This window comes from Phocaeicola barnesiae DSM 18169 = JCM 13652, assembly GCF_000374585.1.
GTDB lineage: Bacteria > Bacteroidota > Bacteroidia > Bacteroidales > Bacteroidaceae > Phocaeicola > Phocaeicola barnesiae.
This window is the reverse complement of the sequence record NZ_KB894647.1, coordinates 78,616-95,568: the sequence shown is the minus strand read 5'-3', so window position 1 is coordinate 95,568 and position 16,953 is coordinate 78,616. Positions and strand designations below refer to the sequence as shown.

Annotated in this window: 16 protein-coding genes and 2 tRNA genes; 9 read left to right on the top strand and 9 right to left on the bottom strand. The window is 46.4% G+C overall.

Annotated features, from left to right (window positions below; translation table 11 throughout):
• The first annotated feature begins 7 nt into the window (after positions 1–7).
• A complete protein-coding gene (locus C510_RS0106525; protein ID WP_018710536.1) occupies positions 8–1,099 on the top strand; it encodes an ABC transporter permease in 1,092 nt (363 codons plus the stop codon).
• A gap of 282 nt (positions 1,100–1,381) precedes the next feature.
• Here C510_RS0106525 and C510_RS0106520 read toward each other — a convergent pair.
• From C510_RS0106520 to C510_RS0106505, 4 genes are all read right to left on the bottom strand, one after another.
• Positions 1,382–1,453 (bottom strand) — tRNA-Glu (locus C510_RS0106520).
• Positions 1,454–1,493: 40 nt separating this feature from the next.
• Positions 1,494–1,565 (bottom strand) — tRNA-Glu (locus tag C510_RS0106515).
• 151 nt (positions 1,566–1,716) lie between these two features.
• Entirely contained in the window at positions 1,717–3,099 is a 1,383-nt protein-coding gene (locus C510_RS0106510) for an alanine/glycine:cation symporter family protein (protein WP_018710535.1), read from the bottom strand.
• A gap of 125 nt (positions 3,100–3,224) precedes the next feature.
• Positions 3,225–4,598 carry a TrpB-like pyridoxal phosphate-dependent enzyme gene (locus C510_RS0106505; RefSeq protein WP_018710534.1) on the bottom strand — a complete coding sequence of 458 codons (1,374 nt, stop codon included), beginning with the start codon at positions 4,596–4,598 and terminating at the stop codon, positions 3,225–3,227.
• 199 nt (positions 4,599–4,797) lie between these two features.
• Between C510_RS0106505 and C510_RS0106500 the strand changes: the two genes are divergently transcribed.
• The 4 genes from C510_RS0106500 (at position 4,798) to C510_RS0106485 (ending at position 9,763) form a co-directional block, all read left to right on the top strand.
• The gene (locus C510_RS0106500; RefSeq protein ID WP_025892435.1) at positions 4,798–6,627 is read left to right on the top strand and encodes a potassium transporter TrkG; all 1,830 of its coding nucleotides are present in this window, start codon (positions 4,798–4,800) and stop codon (positions 6,625–6,627) included.
• A 2-nt stretch (positions 6,628–6,629) separates the two neighbouring features.
• Complete coding sequence (locus tag C510_RS0106495) at positions 6,630–7,319, top strand: potassium channel family protein (protein WP_018710532.1); 690 nt, start codon at positions 6,630–6,632, stop codon at positions 7,317–7,319.
• 205 nt (positions 7,320–7,524) lie between these two features.
• Positions 7,525–8,976: a DUF1186 domain-containing protein gene (locus tag C510_RS16875; protein ID WP_018710531.1), complete on the top strand. Its 1,452-nt coding sequence runs from the start codon at positions 7,525–7,527 to the stop codon at positions 8,974–8,976.
• A 340-nt stretch (positions 8,977–9,316) separates the two neighbouring features.
• Positions 9,317–9,763 carry a low molecular weight phosphatase family protein gene (locus tag C510_RS0106485; protein ID WP_025892438.1) on the top strand — a complete coding sequence of 149 codons (447 nt, stop codon included), beginning with the start codon at positions 9,317–9,319 and terminating at the stop codon, positions 9,761–9,763.
• Positions 9,764–9,967: 204 nt separating this feature from the next.
• Here the strand turns inward: C510_RS0106485 and C510_RS0106480 are convergent, their stop codons facing one another.
• The 5 genes from C510_RS0106480 to C510_RS0106460 are packed head-to-tail and all read right to left on the bottom strand — an operon-like array spanning position 9,968 to position 12,771.
• Positions 9,968–10,549 carry a Maf-like protein gene (locus C510_RS0106480; RefSeq protein ID WP_018710529.1) on the bottom strand — a complete coding sequence of 194 codons (582 nt, stop codon included), beginning with the start codon at positions 10,547–10,549 and terminating at the stop codon, positions 9,968–9,970.
• 31 nt (positions 10,550–10,580) lie between these two features.
• Positions 10,581–11,099: a KdsC family phosphatase gene (locus tag C510_RS0106475; RefSeq protein ID WP_018710528.1), complete on the bottom strand. Its 519-nt coding sequence runs from the start codon at positions 11,097–11,099 to the stop codon at positions 10,581–10,583.
• An 8-nt stretch (positions 11,100–11,107) separates the two neighbouring features.
• Entirely contained in the window at positions 11,108–11,899 is a 792-nt protein-coding gene (locus tag C510_RS0106470) for a Rossmann-like and DUF2520 domain-containing protein (RefSeq protein WP_025892439.1), read from the bottom strand.
• 3 nt (positions 11,900–11,902) lie between these two features.
• Positions 11,903–12,232: a hypothetical protein gene (locus C510_RS0106465; RefSeq protein ID WP_018710526.1), complete on the bottom strand. Its 330-nt coding sequence runs from the start codon at positions 12,230–12,232 to the stop codon at positions 11,903–11,905.
• A 2-nt stretch (positions 12,233–12,234) separates the two neighbouring features.
• Complete coding sequence (locus C510_RS0106460) at positions 12,235–12,771, bottom strand: nitroreductase family protein (protein WP_025892441.1); 537 nt, start codon at positions 12,769–12,771, stop codon at positions 12,235–12,237.
• 76 nt (positions 12,772–12,847) lie between these two features.
• Here C510_RS0106460 and C510_RS0106455 point away from each other — a divergent pair, with 76 nt between their 5' ends.
• The 4 genes from C510_RS0106455 (at position 12,848) to C510_RS0106440 (ending at position 16,942) form a co-directional block, all read left to right on the top strand.
• Entirely contained in the window at positions 12,848–13,825 is a 978-nt protein-coding gene (locus tag C510_RS0106455; protein WP_018710524.1) for a GNAT family N-acetyltransferase, read from the top strand.
• Positions 13,826–13,998: 173 nt separating this feature from the next.
• Entirely contained in the window at positions 13,999–14,403 is a 405-nt protein-coding gene (gene mce / locus C510_RS0106450) for a methylmalonyl-CoA epimerase (RefSeq protein WP_018710523.1), read from the top strand.
• Positions 14,404–14,436: 33 nt separating this feature from the next.
• Entirely contained in the window at positions 14,437–15,990 is a 1,554-nt protein-coding gene (locus C510_RS0106445) for an acyl-CoA carboxylase subunit beta (protein ID WP_018710522.1), read from the top strand.
• A 22-nt stretch (positions 15,991–16,012) separates the two neighbouring features.
• On the top strand, positions 16,013–16,942 hold the full coding sequence (locus C510_RS0106440; RefSeq protein WP_025892443.1) for an OadG family transporter subunit: 930 nt from the start codon (positions 16,013–16,015) through the stop codon (positions 16,940–16,942).
• The last annotated feature ends 11 nt before the right edge of the window (positions 16,943–16,953 follow it).

Genomic DNA, 16,953 nt, shown 5'->3' with positions numbered 1-16,953 from the left:
TGGAGTTATGGTACTGAAATATCTCATTGAAAAAGAATTCAAGCAGATGAGGCGGAATGCAATTATTCCTCGTCTGATTCTGGTTTTCCCTTGCATCATGATGTTGCTTATGCCTTGGGCGGCCAATCTGGAGATAAAATACAACAATGTCTGTGTGGTGGATCATGACCGGTCTATGACTTCCCGTCGGTTGATTGAAAAGGTGGCTTCTACCGATTATTTCAATCTGGTAGGAAGTGTTTCCAACTATGATCAGGCTCTGGAGGAGATAGAAAATGGCACCGCCGATGTGATTCTGGAAATTCCTGTGGATCTGGAAAAGAATCTGACTACCGGGATGCCGGTACAATTGCAGGTTTCTGCCAACTCAATCAATGGAACCAAAGGAGGAATCGGTACATCTTATCTTTCTTCTGTCATTCAGTCGTTTGTCAGCGAACTTCATCCTGTAGAATCCCCTGTGAAGCTGTCATCGCTTTATCTGTATAATCCACACTTGGATTATAAGAGATTCATGGTTCCGGCTCTGATGGTGATGTTGTTGACTATGTTGAGCGGTTTTTTACCCTCGTTGAATATTGTCAGTGAGAAGGAAGTAGGTACTATCGAGCAATTGAATGTAACTCCATTAAGTAAGTTTGCCTTTATCCTGGCCAAGCTGATACCTTATTGGGTGGTAGGTTTGATAGTTATCAGTCTTTGTTTCATCTTGGCTGTTCTTTTTTATGGTATTGTACCGGTGGGTAATCTGGGCGTGATTTATCTGTTTGCCTGTATCTATGTGGTAGTCGTTTCTGGTTTCGGACTGATTGTCTCCAATTATTCTTCGACCATGCAGCAGGCTATGTTTGTGGAGTTTTTCTTTATTATCGTATTTCTGTTGCTGAGCGGGCTCTTTACCCCTGTGCGCAGTATGCCGGAATGGGCACAATGGATTTCTCGCTTTAATCCGTTGACGTATTTCGTGGAAGTGATGCGCATGGTTTACCTTAAAGGAAGCGGTTTGGCCGATTTGTGGCAGCAATTGCTGAAATTACTTGGCTTTATGGTAGTGTTTGGAGCTTTGGCGGTGTGGAGTTATCGGAAAACGAATGGATAGCCGTTGATGCGCACACCTTGTTTTTTTAATCTCGGATTTATAAGAGTAACCGTTAATAAACAAAAAAATACGCTGTCTGCATGCAGCAAATAGCGTATTTTTTTGTTTAAGCAGCAGTTGATATAAATGACTGTTGAATATGACTACTTCTCTTTTTTCTTCTGACAATCTCATTTTGATAATGGCTGTTGTAAGCACAGTTTATGCACTTGTCTGTTTGATAAGAGAATATTGAAAAAAGATTTCTGATTTAAATTTTGCTAGGGAGTTGAAATAGAAAAGTAGCCCGTGGGGGAATCGAACCCCCCTTTCAAGAATGAAAATCTTGCGTCCTAACCGATAGACGAACGGGCCATCCTTTGTTTGATTCGACGTATCGAATCTTGTTTTTAGGTAGCCCGTGGGGGAATCGAACCCCCCTTTCAAGAATGAAAATCTTGCGTCCTAACCGATAGACGAACGGGCCATCCTTTGTTTGTGTTGAGGTGTTTCTCAATCACGGGTGCAAAGGTACGCATTATTTTTGAATCTGCAAGTGTTTCGCGAAAAAAATCGCAGAAAAATGTCGAAAAAGTGTGTTTTTAGGCATTTTCTGGCTTGTGAAGAGGAAAATTACCTCATTTCCCCTCGTCATGAAGAGGAATTTCTTCTTGGCTTGTTTCGTGCAGCCTGTCTTCCCAAAGGTACTTTTGGGTTTCCTTTACTGCTACGCCAGACAAGAGCAACAGAGAAATCAGATTCGGAATAGCCATAAGCGCATTTACGCTGTCTGCAATGTTCCATACAACCTGCAGGTTCATGATAGAGCCCAAATAAACGCAAATGATCCAAACGATGCGGTAGGGCTTTACCCATTTCCTCCCTCCCAGGTATTCGATGGCTTTTCCCGAATAATAAGTCCAACCTAAAATGGTGGAAAAAGCAAAAGTGAGAATGCCTACAGCCAGAATCGTGGTACCTATATAAGGAATCTTTCCGAATGCAGCTTTGGTAAGGGCTCCCCCTTGTGTGTAGTCAATGTCTGGAAATGCCAGTACACTGCTGACAAGTACCAGCCCGGTTAATGCACAGATGACAACCGTATCCCAGAAGGTACCGGTAGAAGAAACCAAGGCCTGTCTCACCGGATTGCGGGTTTGAGCGGCTGCGGCCACAATCGGAGCGGAACCGAGTCCGGATTCATTGGAGAACAGTCCGCGGGCAATGCCGTAACGGGCTGCCATCATGACTGTAGTTCCCAGAAAACCGCCTCCGGCAGCGTGAGGGGTAAAGGCAGAACTGATGATTAATTGGAGAGATTCTCCTAGAAACGCGCGGTTCACGAAAAGGATATAGATACAGCCGGCAATGTAGAACAAAGCCATGAGTGGTACTAAAGCCATGCAGACACGGGCAATGCCTTTTACTCCAAAGAAAATGACCAGGGCTGTCAGTACAGCAATGACAATCCCGGTTACGTGGACATTGATTCCATAGGTTTCATTCATCAACAGCGAAATGGAATTGGCTTGTACGGTGTTTCCGATTCCGAAGGCCGCCAATGCCGTAAAGATGCAGAATAGGCCGCCCAGCCATTTCTGTTTAAGGCCTCGTTCCAAGGCATACATCGGTCCACCTAACATTTCCCCGGTCGAAGTCTTGATGCGGTATTTGATGGCCAACAGACCTTCGGCATATTTGGTGGCGATACCGAATACACCGGTCAGCCAACACCAGAAGACTGCACCGGGGCCTCCGAAAGCTACGGCAGTAGCTACTCCGATGATGTTCCCCGTGCCGATGGTGGCCGCCAAAGAGGTGGTTAGTGCTCCGAATTGGCTGACATCTCCTTCAGAATCGTTGTCTTTTTGGATGGAAAGCCGGATGGCTGTAAAAATCTTACGTTGAGGAAAACGCAGGCGGATGGTCAGAAACAGGTGCGTTCCCAGCAGGAGAATAATCATCGGCCATCTCCATAAAAAATCACTGATGCTAGCGGTAATGTGTTCCAGTTGTTCCATGAGTAGTTCGTTGGTTTGTTGTATTTGTTGAGTAGGTTCTGGAAAATGACGAAGGCTGCCTCCCGAGAAATCATCTTCACAGAAGCAGCCTTCTCTATATTTAAAGACAGAGTTTCAGTGATAAATCAGTCCATCTTTACCTGTGGAACATCTTCCAGATTATGATTGATTTCTTCGTCACTTAACGTGTAGTTGTTGAGGTTTCCTGACAGGTACTGGTCGTAGGCTGTCATGTCAATCAAACCGTGACCTGACAAGTTAAACAGGATAACTTTCTCTTCACCGGTCTCAATGCATTTCTTAGCTTCGCGGATGGTGGCAGCGATGGCGTGACAGGATTCCGGAGCCGGGATGATACCTTCCGATTTGGCGAATAAGATACCTGCCTCGAATGTTTCCAGTTGTGGAATATCCACGGCTTCCATCAGTTTGTCTTTCAACAGCTGTGAAACGATAACGCCGGCACCGTGATAGCGCAGACCACCGGCATGGATATTGGCCGGTCGGAAGTTATGTCCCAAAGTAAACATCGGTAGCAACGGAGTATATCCGGCTTCGTCACCGAAGTCGTATTCGAATTTACCGCGGGTCAGCTTCGGGCAGGAAGCCGGTTCGGCCGCGATGTATCGTGTCTGTTTTCCTTCCAGGATGGTATGTCTCATGAACGGGAAACTGATGCCTCCGAAGTTGGAACCACCTCCGAAGCAACCGATAATCATGTCCGGGTATTCGCCAGCCATTTCCATCTGTTTTTCGGCTTCCAGACCGATGATGGTCTGATGCAAGGTAACGTGACTCAATACAGAGCCCAAGGTGTATTTACAGTTCGGGGTGGTACGTGCCAATTCGATGGCTTCCGAGATGGCTGTACCCAAAGAACCCTGGTGGTTCGGGTATTTGGTCAGAATGTCTTTTCCGGCACGGGTAGACATGGATGGTGATGCAGTAACCTGCGCACCGAATGTCTGCATGATACTGCGGCGGTAAGGTTTCTGTTCATAACTGATTTTTACCTGATAGACGGCAGCTTCCAGGCCAAATACCTTGGCGGCATACGACAAGGCTGCTCCCCATTGTCCGGCGCCGGTTTCGGTGGTGATATTCGTTACTCCTTCCTGTTTACAGTAATAGGCCTGTGCCAAGGCTGAGTTCAACTTATGTGAGCCGATAGGGCTGACACTTTCGTTCTTGAAATAGATGTGTGCCGGAGTTCCCAAGGCTTTTTCCAGTCCATAAGCGCGGACCAGTGGGGTGCTTCGGTAATATTTGTACATTTCGCGGACCGCTTCCGGTATTTCTATCCATGTATGGGTCTGGTCCAGTTCCTGATGACAGAGTTCCTTGGCAAAAATAGGATATAAGTCTTCGGGCTTCAGCGGCTGACGTGTAGCCGGGTTCAGCGGCGGAAGCGGTTTGTTTTTCATATCAGCCTGGATATTGTACCAGTATTTTGGAATCTCATCCTCGGAAAGGATGAATCTTTTCTGTTTATTGCTCATATCTGCTTACAAATTTAAGATTTTTGCCAAAAGTAACTATTTAAATGATACCTGCCAACAATTTTTCGTAAATTTTGTTTAGTATTATGTGGAAGTTGGTATGGGGAATGCCGTTTCCATTCAGAAAGTTTAATTCAAGAAATCAATATAGCGAATGATTTTTTAATAAATTTGAGTGTTTTTTTAATGTAAGGATCTTATGGACTATTGGGACAGATTGTTTCTTTATCGTCAGAAACATTTTTTGCCGAGAGTGCACCAGCTGGTGACCTGGATGATGGGAATTACTTATTTATGTGCATTCGCATTTATCTTGGCTATCGTGTATGAATATGGATTTATGATTTCGCCGGAAGAACGGTCGGGAGTAGAAGTCATTTACCGCGCCGTTTGGGTGGTCATGCTGATATGCACGACGGTACAGATTATTTTCCGGGAGGACGGTACTTCGTATAAATTTACTGTCTGGACGTGGATATTGGATATTCTGTTATATTTGACATTGGTGCCGGTCATTTTTCACCGGCCGGAACATGGGGGAGGTGTGGAATGGGTTTGGACGGTTCTGCACAGTGCTTATTATCGGAATGGTATCTTGTTGCTGTTGTCGTTGTCGCAATTATCCAGTAGTCTGGTCCGTTTGTTGGGGCGCCGAACCAACCCGTCATTGATTCTGGCTTCCAGTTTCTTTATCTTTATTCTGATCGGAGCCGGTTTGCTGATGTTGCCTCGGGCCACTTATCACGGCATTTCCTGGATTGACGCTTTATTTACCGCTACAAGCGCTACGTGTGTGACGGGCTTGGTTACGGTAGATGTACCCAGTACCTTTACGTTGGAAGGTCAGATTATCATCATTCTGTTGATTCAGATTGGTGGGTTGGGGGTAATGACATTAACTAGTTTCTTTGCCATGTTCTTTATGGGGAACACTTCTCTCTATAACCAGTTGGTGGTAGGGGATATGATCAGTTCGAATTCCTTGAATTCATTGCTTTCTACCTTATTGTACATTTTAGGTTTTACATTGGCCATCGAGGGAGTGGGGATGTTGCTGATTTGGTGGAATATCCACGGTACATTGGGAATGTCTTTGCATCAGGAACTGTATTTTTCGGCGTTCCACTCCATCTCGGCGTTCTGTAATGCCGGTTTCTCTACACTTCCCGGAGGAATGGGGAATCCGATGGTGATGCAGAACCATAACCTGTTGTATATCATTCTAGGATTGCTGATTGCTTTGGGAGGTATCGGTTTCCCTATTCTGGTGAACTTTTATGAGACTTTGTCTTACCATATCGGTTATCTGCGGTGGAAGATTTTGCGTCCTTCACGCCATTTCGCCAAGAAAGTACATCTGTATAACTTGAACACCAAAATCGTACTTATCATGACTGTCCTGTTGTTGTTGGTGGGAACGGTGGTGATTGTCATTTTCGAATGGAACCATGCTTTTGCCGGAATGCCCGTCATAGATAAATGGGTGCATGCCTTCTTCAATTCTTCCTGTCCGCGTACCGCCGGTTTTGCCAGTGTGGGGTTGACGACACTTTCCAAGCAGACTTTGTTGCTGATGTTGGTACTGATGATGATCGGTGGTGGTACACAGTCTACTGCCGGTGGTTTGAAGATCAATGTCTTTGCGGTGATACTGATTAATTTGTGGGCTGTTATACGTGGGTCGGAACATACGGTGATACTGAAACGTGAATTGTCTGTGGATTCTATCCGTCGCTCGCATGCAGCCCTCATTTCTTATCTGGTTATCGTATTCATCGGTATTTTTGCCATGAGTATCTGCGAACCTCAGGCTTCGGTCATGGCTATTGCCTTTGAATGTTTCTCAGCGTTGAGTACAGTAGGCTCCAGCTTGGACTTGAGTCCGACGTTGAGTAATACCGGAAAATTCATTGATATCCTGTTGATGTTCATCGGTCGTGTAGGTACCTTTACCTTGATTGCCGGACTGGTGAAGCAGGAAAAGAAACGGAACTATAAATATCCAAGTGACAACATTATTATCAACTGATTATGAAATATCTGATTATTGGTTTAGGAAATTACGGCGGTGTACTTGCCGAAGAACTTACTGCGTTGGGACATGAAGTAGTGGGAGTGGACCAGAACGAACTGCATGTAGACCGTCTGAAGGATAAGATGGCAGTCTCTTTTGTGATTGACGCGACAGATGAGATGGCGTTGCAAGTCCTTCCGTTGAAAACGGTCGATGTGGTGATTGTAGCTATCGGTGAGAATTTTGGGGCTTCCATACGGGTGGTTTCCCTGCTCCGTAAATATCAGGTGAAACATATTTATGCCCGTGCCGTGGACGATGTTCACAAGACTGTATTGGAAGCTTTCTCATTGGACCGTATCTTGACTCCTGAAAAAGACGCGGCCCGTATGCTGGTGCAGTTGCTGGAACTGAATTCTGAAGTGGAACCTTTCCAGATTGATGAGGAGCATTTTGTCTTCAAGTTCAATCTGCCGGCGAAACTGGTGGGCTATCATATCAACGAACTGAATCTGGAACAGGAATTCGACTTGAAGATTATCGCATTGATTCGTGGCAATCAGGTGCAGAACTGTTTGGGTGTATCGGTTCTGGAACGTGGGGTAGCCAATGAGTTCCCGGAAGATTATGAACTGACGGAAGCAGATGGACTGGTATGTTATGGATTGTATACCAAGTTCATCCAGTTCTGGAAGTCTATCCGGTAACAGGCAGTTTAGGGAGATTTTTTCTTGATTATGTGCCTTGCTTTCCGGTACACATGTCATTCGTGTGATGATGTCGGATATTTAAAGGTGCAATCGTTGGAAAATCTTAGACGGAATGTTGTTGATGTCTTTGGACGATATTAAATAAAGTTAGAATAGATTGATTATTCATCAAAATCTTTTATCTTTACAAAAACAATGTATTATGATAAAAAAACGACAGCCGACTAAAACCCTTTCGCCCGAGCAGTATATCCGGCAGAAGGCTCGTACATTACCTATTGGTGATTGTTATCTTACTGGTGATTGGCAGAAATCCGGAATAGCTCTGGTTTTGGTTACCAGGTGTCATGTCAAAGGGACCTATACCCTCGGGTATTTTCAGGTAGACACGTTTTGCCGGGGGGTAGTAGACTGTGATTACCGTTTCAGTGTTGATTCGACGAGCTATAAAGAAATAGTTCAGGACTTCCAGAAGCTGGGAAATCTGGCTAAGGTAAATTATGAGGAAGTGCATAATCTGATTTATGGGGCTGTGGCTTTTGCCGAGGAAGGAGGGATAAGACCGGCTCCTGCTTTCGAATTGATGCAATATATCCTGGAGGAGGATACTGATGAAGTTCCATTGATTGATTATGAATTCGGTATGAACGGACAACATCTGTTGGTCGCTAATGACCAATTGGAACTGACTACGTATTATCCTCGGTTAAAGAAGGCTTTGGGAGACGATTTTCTGTATGTGTTGCCCGACATGGAAAAGCCCCGGAAAGCCAGTGAGTACGTTCTCTCTGAAATAAAGAAAACATTGGATAATATTCTGGATAAATTTCACCTGAACATAGATGTACCGGAGGAGACTTATTCTTATCAGCATCCCAATTATCCGGCTGTGCTGACAGTGAAGCATCAATGGCTGGTAGATGTATTGTATAATTCCGACTATGCAGACCGTTTACCGGTAGAACAGATACAACGGATTTTGGCATTACCCCATGATGAATTGAAGGCAGACCTGGAACAGATTATGCTTTACGAGACAGGCTGTACCTGTGATGAAATCAGTGATGAACGTTGGGAAGACGAAAATAATTCTGTATTGACACACTGTATCCTGTTATTGGGAGAACTGGGATATCCCGATTCCTTGATGCTGGTGCTTGAAACACTTCGTCAGAATAGTTCATTTTATGATTATCATTTCGGGGATTACCTGGAAGAAGTATATGTACCTACTCTCTATCTGTTGGGGAAGAATCGGTTGGGTGAACTGATGACGTACATGAAGACGCCGGGATTCTATACATACGCACGACTGTGTGTTACGACTGCCGTTGCTCAGATTGTTTTCCATCAACCGGAACGCCGTGAAGAGGTGATTGAATGGTTCCGTCAGTTGCTGGTGTTTTATGACGGAAAGTTGGAAGAACGTTTCTGTTGTGACGGGACGCTGATCGGACTGATTGCCGCTACATTGATGGATATCCATGCTGTTGAGCTTCTTCCTGAGCTGAAGGTCTTGTTTGATACTGGTCTGGTGGATGAAGGATGTGCCGGTAATTTTCAGGAAGTTGAATCGGAAATAGGACTGGAGAATAATAAGGATAGAATTTATCCGCTAACGATTGAGGAACGGTACGAAGATTTGCTTAGATAGTTTCCGGCGTTTCTTTTATTGGTTTTCCGTATACAGAACCTACGTCCTCCATGTGTGGAATACATGTCCTGCAGAGACAGTATGTATATTCCGCATTTGGAGGACGTAGATTTTATCGGTATTTGAAGACATTCTTAGGCTTCCTATTCTCTTATCCTTTGATGGAGGATGCGTCCATCAACCGTTCTTTTTAGTAAAACTGGTCTGAATGAAATAAAATCTTGTCATTCGGTAAAAAATAAAGAAATTTCTATTGCGTATCTCAATTATTTTTATTATCTTCAACGCGAGGGTATAACATCCTTCTTGGATTCAATGTTTCACTTAAATCTTTAAGGGTATGAAAATCTTGTTTGTTGATCTGGGAAGAGCCGGAAAACTTTTCTCTACAGGGCGTATGTTCGAGGAGAAATTGCATGAATCATCCTTGAACGATGTGGAAGTGACTACAGCCGATGTGGCTGAATTTGAGTCGCCGGGCGGAAGACGACTGGAAGCTGACGGGAAGAAATTGGCATTGCGGGGCGCAGATGTAATCATCGTCATGGAGAAGTGGCAGAAAGAGCTGCTGACACGGTTTATGGATTATAAGAACTGGGGCAAGATTCACTTGTTCGGCGATATCTGTAAACTGGGAAAGCCGGAAGGAGTGCCGTCTTGTGATGTAGACTTCGTTTATCGCAGTGACAATGAAAAAATGAGTGACGTCTGCACTCTCTTGATTGAAAAACTGAAGAAATTCTTCAAGGGAGACGATGGCGCTGTGAGCGGATTGGCTTCTACATAATTCTTTAAAAAACCGGTAGAAGCGAAATGAGTATTTGGAATTCAGGGTATCAGAGTGTTTCTTGTGTATACCGCGAAAAGGCATTGGATAAAGTATTTTTAGTCCGCACCTTTAATAATCTTTATTTCCCTAGATAATCAGGCTACTTACCCGTTGTGGAGCAAGTAGCCTGTTTTTTGTGTCCGGATAGAGAGAGCCCGAAGCTCAGCATTTCTTCAGTTCCTGGTATAGCCGTTGTACAGGAAGGCCCATCACGTTGAAATAGGAGCCTTTCATTCCGCAGACACCTATGTAGCCAATCCATTCCTGAATACCGTAGGAGCCTGCTTTGTCCATCGGACGATAGGTACGCACATAAAAGTCTATTTCTTCTTCACTCAACGTGTCGAAGGTAACTTCCGTAGTGGCCGCGAAGGCACGCTGAAAATGACGGGTGCTGATGCATACGCCTGTAATGACCTGGTGTGAACGTCCTGACAAGAGGTGGAGCATGCGTCTGGCATCTGCCTCATCTTTCGGTTTCCCCAATACTTCATCATCTACATAGACAATGGTGTCGGCTGTGATTATCAGTTCATCCGACTCCATGGAGGGGAGGTAGGCTGCTGCCTTTTCGCGGGCGATGAACAAAGGAATTTCTTCCCCTTTCAATGTGTCCGGATAGGTTTCATCGATGTCCGGGAGTAGCTTCACTTCGTAATCGATGCCCAATCCGGAGAGGAGTTCTCTGCGGCGGGGGGAATTGGACGCCAGCCGGATGCGGTATTTCTGCAGGTTTTCGAGCATATTCTGTTGTTTTTTTGAAGTTCATGATTGATTACCAGCCGAAGGATTCTTCGTGAGACATCCACTTGCCTTGGGCTTTCAGTACCTGTTCTACTACATCGCGTCCGCAACCGTAGCCACCGTTCTTGTGGGAGATGTAAGTACAGATAGCCTTGATTTCCGGAGCAGCGTCGGCCGGGCAGCAGGGGAGGCCTACCAGTCGGAGAACCTCATAGTCGGGGATGTCGTCGCCCATGTAAAGTACCTCCTCCGGCTTCAGCTGATATTTCTGAAGCAGTTCGTTGTATTCCTTGGTCTTGACAGCGGCACCCAGGCATACGTCTTTAATGCCCAGTCCTTCGTAACGCTTACGTACCGCTTCGGTCTTTCCACCGGTGATGATGGCAATGTGCAGACCGCATTTCACGGCCAGCTGTAAGGCATAACCGTCCTTGATGTTGACGGTACGCATAGGTTCTCCGTTCGGATGGAGGACAACGGTTTCCGCACTCAGTACTCCGTCTACATCGAAGAAGAGCGCTTTGATTTTGGTCAGGTCGTAATTTATCATAATGCAGGTTATTTTTCGGGTAAATAAGATTGGATGTGTTCGCTCAACAGGCGATAAATTTCTGTCAGGTCGGGAGCCTCCGTTTCCAGCAGTTGCCGGTGACTTTCCAGAATGTTCTGGTCCTGCCGACTGGCCGGACCTGTCTGTGCCAGGCGTGGTGAAAGCTCATGTACTTTCCGGGCGGTCTCGTCTATCAGTGGCAGCATGGCTGTGAAAGGAAGGTTGTGCCGGTCAAGCAGTTCCTCGCAGACTGCATACATGTGATTGGTGAAATTACAGGCAAATACAGCTCCGATGTGGAGGTATTTGCGTTGCTCGGAAGTAGCTTCGTAAACCTTCGGGCTTAGGGCGGACGCCAGTTCTTTCAGCAGTCGGGTATCCGACGCTTTGCGGGCTTCGATGAAGAATGAAACCTGATGGAAATCCACTTCCCGTTCTTTACTGAAAGTCTGCATGGGGTAGAGTACTCCGTAACGTTCGGCCAGACCTTCCCAGATATTCATCGGGACACTGCCGGCGGTGTGTACAAACAAGGCCTGCGGATTGATGCTGGTGACAGCCGGAAGCAGGGTGGTAAGAGCGGTGTCGCTTACCGATACCAGGTAGAGGTCTGCCTCCGGGGAAAGTTCCTCCAGCCTGTTGGTTGCCTGGCTTCCTGTTTTTTCTGCCAGTGTCCGGGCAGCTTCCAATGTCCGGCTGTACACTTGGAGAATCCGGTAACCGCAAGCAGACAAGGCAGGAGCCAGGTGGGTAGCAACCCGACCCGCTCCTATCATAACAATAGTAAATGGTGTATTCATACGTCAGCGTGATGAGAAAAAATAAAGCAGGATACCTACCAGCAGCAAGGCAGCGGGTAGCAGGAACGAAGAAACTTGTCCCAACAGGGAGACCACCAGACCGATGTTCTGGATGAGCCACAGTCCGGCCAGTATGATGCCCACAGACTTGTCTGACTTGAACCAGAGGAAGATGACAGCCGCATACAGCAACATCATGTCTTTCCGCATCAGCCAGGGAAGGCCTAAGGAACCGAAGTTCAGCCAGCGGTCGAGCAGGTATAAGGCCCCCAGGAAAATAAGCAGTACGGCGGTAGCCTGATAGGTATCTTTATGATTGGTTGCCTTAGCCACGGTTATTTCCCTCCATATTTATTGATATGTATCTTTTCCCACTGCAGGTGCTTTTCGTCGAACGGCTTCCGTTCCATGCCTTTGTGGCCGATGGCAATGATGGAGAGTACCTGTAGCTGTAGAGGGATGTCCAGTACTTCGCGTACATATTCGTCGGCAGGGGTATCGTCGGCGGTGAAACGTTCGCGTACTTGTATCCAGCAGCTTCCGAGTCCCAGGTCTTCCGCCTGAAGTTGGATATAGATGGAAGCGATGGAAGCATCTTCTATCCATACATCGCTGGCCAGCGGGTCAGCCAGTACAACTACGGCCAGAGCTGCGTCTTTCAGGAAGTCTGCACCGGCCTTCTTGCAGTGTGACAACCGTTCCAGACATGCCTTGTCGTCTACGGCGATGAACTGCCAGCTGTTGCTCCGTTTGGAGGTGGGAGCCATCAGAGCGGCTTTCAGCAGAGAAACCACTTCCTCCTGAGTCAGTTCTTCGGAGGTGAATTTACGCATGCTGCGTCTCGTTCGAATTAAATCACTGAACTTTTCCATGTCTTTTTTCTTTTTCTATGGTACAAATATAAGTTTTCTGAATCAATTGCTCAAAAAAAACTGTAAATTTGCGTATATGCCTTTGAGACTGACTACATACGGTCGTTCGGAAGACATTCCTTCATTGCCTGGCAAGAATGTTTTCCATTCCACGGAGCTGTTCCGGGTCTTGGAACAGACGGACGCCTATCGCCCTTTGCTGGCCGTGGCTTACGACGGCGATGAGCCTGTGGGTAAGCTGCTTTGTATCGTTCGTCGGAAATCACGTTGGCTGCGTATCAGTTATAAAACTTTCTCATACGGTACGGGAGAATACTTCGGGACCCGTTGGAAACCGGAAGAGGTTTTTGGAGAAATCCTGACCTATCTGACCCGCTATTATGGTGGATATTCCTGGATGGTGGAATTCCGTAACCTGGAGGATGCGCTGTTCGGTTACCGTTATTTCCGGCAAAACGGTTATTTCCCTATCCGCTGGTTGCGGGTGCGTAATTCCTTGCATCATCCGCGTATCGATAAATGGATGAGCCAGTCGCGGAGGCGTCAGATTCAGCAGGGCCTGGCCAATGGGGCAGTCATGGAGGAGGTGGAATCGGAGGCCGATATACGGAGCCTCTTCACAATGCTGTACCATTATTATTCTTCCAAGCTCCATCATTATTTCCCGGATGTAGGCTTCTTTCTGTCTCTGCTGACCGAATCGTCCGGAGACAAGGAAGTGGGAAAGGTGTTTGCGGTGCGTTACAAAGGACGTGTCATCGGTGGTTCCGTCTGTCTGTTTTCGAACGGGAATGCTTATCTGCTTTTCTCCGGCGGGCTCCGGAAAAGTTTCCCGAAACTGTACCCCGGTGTACTGGCGGTATGGAAGGCGATGCTGTATGCGCGCGACCATGGGTATGAACATTTTGAGTTCATGGATGCCGGGCTTCCATTCCGTAAATTGGGTTATCGTGATTTCATCCTTCGTTTCGGCGGAAAGCAATTGGGAAGCCGGCGTTGGTTCCGGATAAGCTGGAATTGGCTGAACCGCCTGCTGATACGTATGTATGTATGAAAATACAAGTCGGACTTTTGTAAACTCGACGTTCCAAAAGTCCGCAAGATGCCGAAGAAATCTGAAAAGAAAATAAATATTTTTGGGAAATGTTTCGTTATTCAAACCAATTTTATTTTCTTTGTCTGACAAGTTAAACTTAAAACCACAATATTATTTAAAATTCTTTCGTTATGAAAATCTCACACATTGAACATCTTGGTATTGCTGTAAAGAGCATTGAAGAAGCCCTTCCATATTATGAAAATGTATTAGGATTGAAGTGTTACAATATCGAAACGGTAGAGGACCAGAAGGTTAAGACTGCGTTCTTGAAGTGTGGTGAAACCAAGATTGAACTGCTGGAACCGACAGGCCCGGACAGTACTATCGCCAAGTTCCTTGAAAACAGAGGTGCCGGTGTACATCATGTGGCATTTGCCGTTGAAGACGGAGTGGCTCAGGCTTTGGCACAGGCCGAAGAACAGGGTATCCGTTTGATTGACAAGGCGCCGCGCAAAGGTGCGGAAAACCTGAACATCGCTTTCCTGCATCCGAAATCAACTTTGGGTGTATTGACCGAACTGTGCGAGAAATAAGCTTGATAGAGTGAATCCCTTAAATATAATCTTATGAGTAACCAACTTGAAAAAGTAAAAGAACTGATCGCGCTCCGTGCCCAGGCTCGTTTGGGCGGTGGCGAGAAAGCAATCGAGAAACAACACGCAAAAGGAAAATATACAGCCCGTGAACGTATTGCCATGCTGCTGGATGAAGGCAGTTTCGAGGAACTGGACATGTTTGTCCAGCATCGTTGTACCAATTTCGGTATGGACAAGAAGCATTATTTGGGCGACGGTGTGGTAACGGGATACGGAACTATCGAAGGTCGTCTGGTGTATGTATTCGCCCAGGATTTTACAGTGTCTGCCGGTTCATTGTCTGAAACCATGTCTCAGAAAATCTGTAAGATTATGGATTTGGCCATGCGGATGGGGGCACCTTGTATCGGTCTGAACGACTCGGGTGGCGCACGTATTCAGGAAGGTATCAATGCCTTGGCCGGTTATGCCGAAATTTTTCAGCGTAACATTCTGGCTTCAGGCGTTATCCCTCAGATTTCCGGTATCTTTGGTCCGTGTGCGGGAGGTGCTGTCTATTCACCTGCATTGACCGACTTTACCCTGATGCTGGAAGGTACTTCATACATGTTCCTGACAGGCCCGAAAGTGGTTAAGACTGTTACCGGAGAAGATGTTTCTCAAGAAGATTTGGGAGGTGCCACCGTACATTCTACCCGTTCGGGTGTAACCCACTTTACGGCTGCTACCGAAGAAGAAGGTCTGGCGTTGATTCGTAAACTGTTGTGTTATATTCCGCAGAATAACCTGGAAGAAGCTCCTTATGTGGATTGTACCGACCCGATTGACCGTCTGGAAGACTCATTGAATGAAATCATTCCGGATAGCCCGAACAAGCCGTACGATATGTACGAAGTCATCGGCGCCATTGTCGATAACGGAGAATTTCTGGAAGTTCAGCGCGACTATGCCAAGAATATCATCATCGGTTTCGCCCGTTTCAACGGACAGTCTGTCGGTATCGTAGCCAACCAGCCGAAGTTCCTTGCCGGTGTACTCGATTGCAACGCTTCACGCAAGGGGGCACGTTTCGTCCGTTTCTGCGACGCTTTCAATATTCCTATTGTTTCTTTGGTGGATGTACCGGGCTTCCTGCCGGGAACCGGACAAGAATATAACGCTGTGATTCTGCACGGTGCGAAATTGCTGTATGCATACGGTGAAGCTACGGTTCCGAAAGTGACCGTTACGTTGCGTAAATCGTATGGTGGTTCACACATCGTAATGAGCTGTAAGCAGTTGCGGGGTGATATGAACTATGCATGGCCGACTGCCGAGATTGCCGTAATGGGTGGTGCCGGTGCTGTAGAAGTGTTATATGCCAAGGAAGCCAAAGAAGCTGCCGATCCGAAGCTGTTTATGGCAGAGAAGGAAGCTGAATATACCAAGTTGTTTGCCAACCCGTATAATGCAGCCAAATACGGTTACATTGACGATGTCATCGAGCCTCGGAATACCCGTTTCCGTATTATCCGTGCCTTGCAGCAGTTGCAGACCAAGAAATTGACCAATCCGGCCAAGAAGCATGGAAATATTCCTTTGTAATAACTAAAAAATGACGATCATTATGAACAGACATAAAATCGGGATATTTCTAGCCTTGTTGCTGTTGGTCGGCTTTTCGTCCTGTAAGGAGCAGAACAATACTTCCAAACTGCTCATCAATGAAATCTTGGTGGACAATGAAAGTAATTTCCAGGATGATTACGGTATGCACAGCGGATGGATAGAAATATTCAACAGAGCATATAGCAGTGCGGATCTGGCGGGATGCTACTTGAAAGTAAGCAGTCAGCCGGGCGACACCGTATCTTATTTTATACCAAAAGGAGATGTGTTGACATTGCTCAAGCCGCGTCAGCATGCTCTTTTCTGGGCCGATGGCGCACCTAGAAGAGGTACTTTCCATACGAACTTCGTTTTGAGCAAGACTCAGGAGAACTGGATCGGTCTTTATGACTCCGGCGAGAAACTGTTGGATCAGGTAGTAGTACCTGCCGGTCTGCTTCAGGCCAATCAGTCGTATGCCCGTGTATCGGACGGTACGGCCGAATGGGAAGTGAAAGGTGGAAGTGAGGACAAGTATGTGACTCCGAGTACCAACAACCAGACCATCGAAAGTAATCCGAAGATGGAAAATTTTGAGCAGCACGACCCTGCAGGTATCGGTATGGCCATCTCTGCCATGAGTGTGGTATTTATCGGACTTATCCTGCTTTATCTCTGCTTCAAGTTTGTGGGAAAGATGGCTGTCAAATTGCGTAAGCGCAATGCCATGAAGGCACATAACATCACCGACAAGCAGGAAGCGAAGGAAAAAGGACTGGGCGAAGCTCCGGGTGAGGTCATTGCAGCCATTACGATGGCGCTGCATGAAGCTCAGGGAGCCGATCATGATGTGGAAGAAACGATTCTGACCATCAGCCGTGTGAAACGAAGCTATTCACCGTGGAGCTCGAAGATTTATACGTTGCGTGAGACTCCTCATAAGAAATAACCTCTAACGAA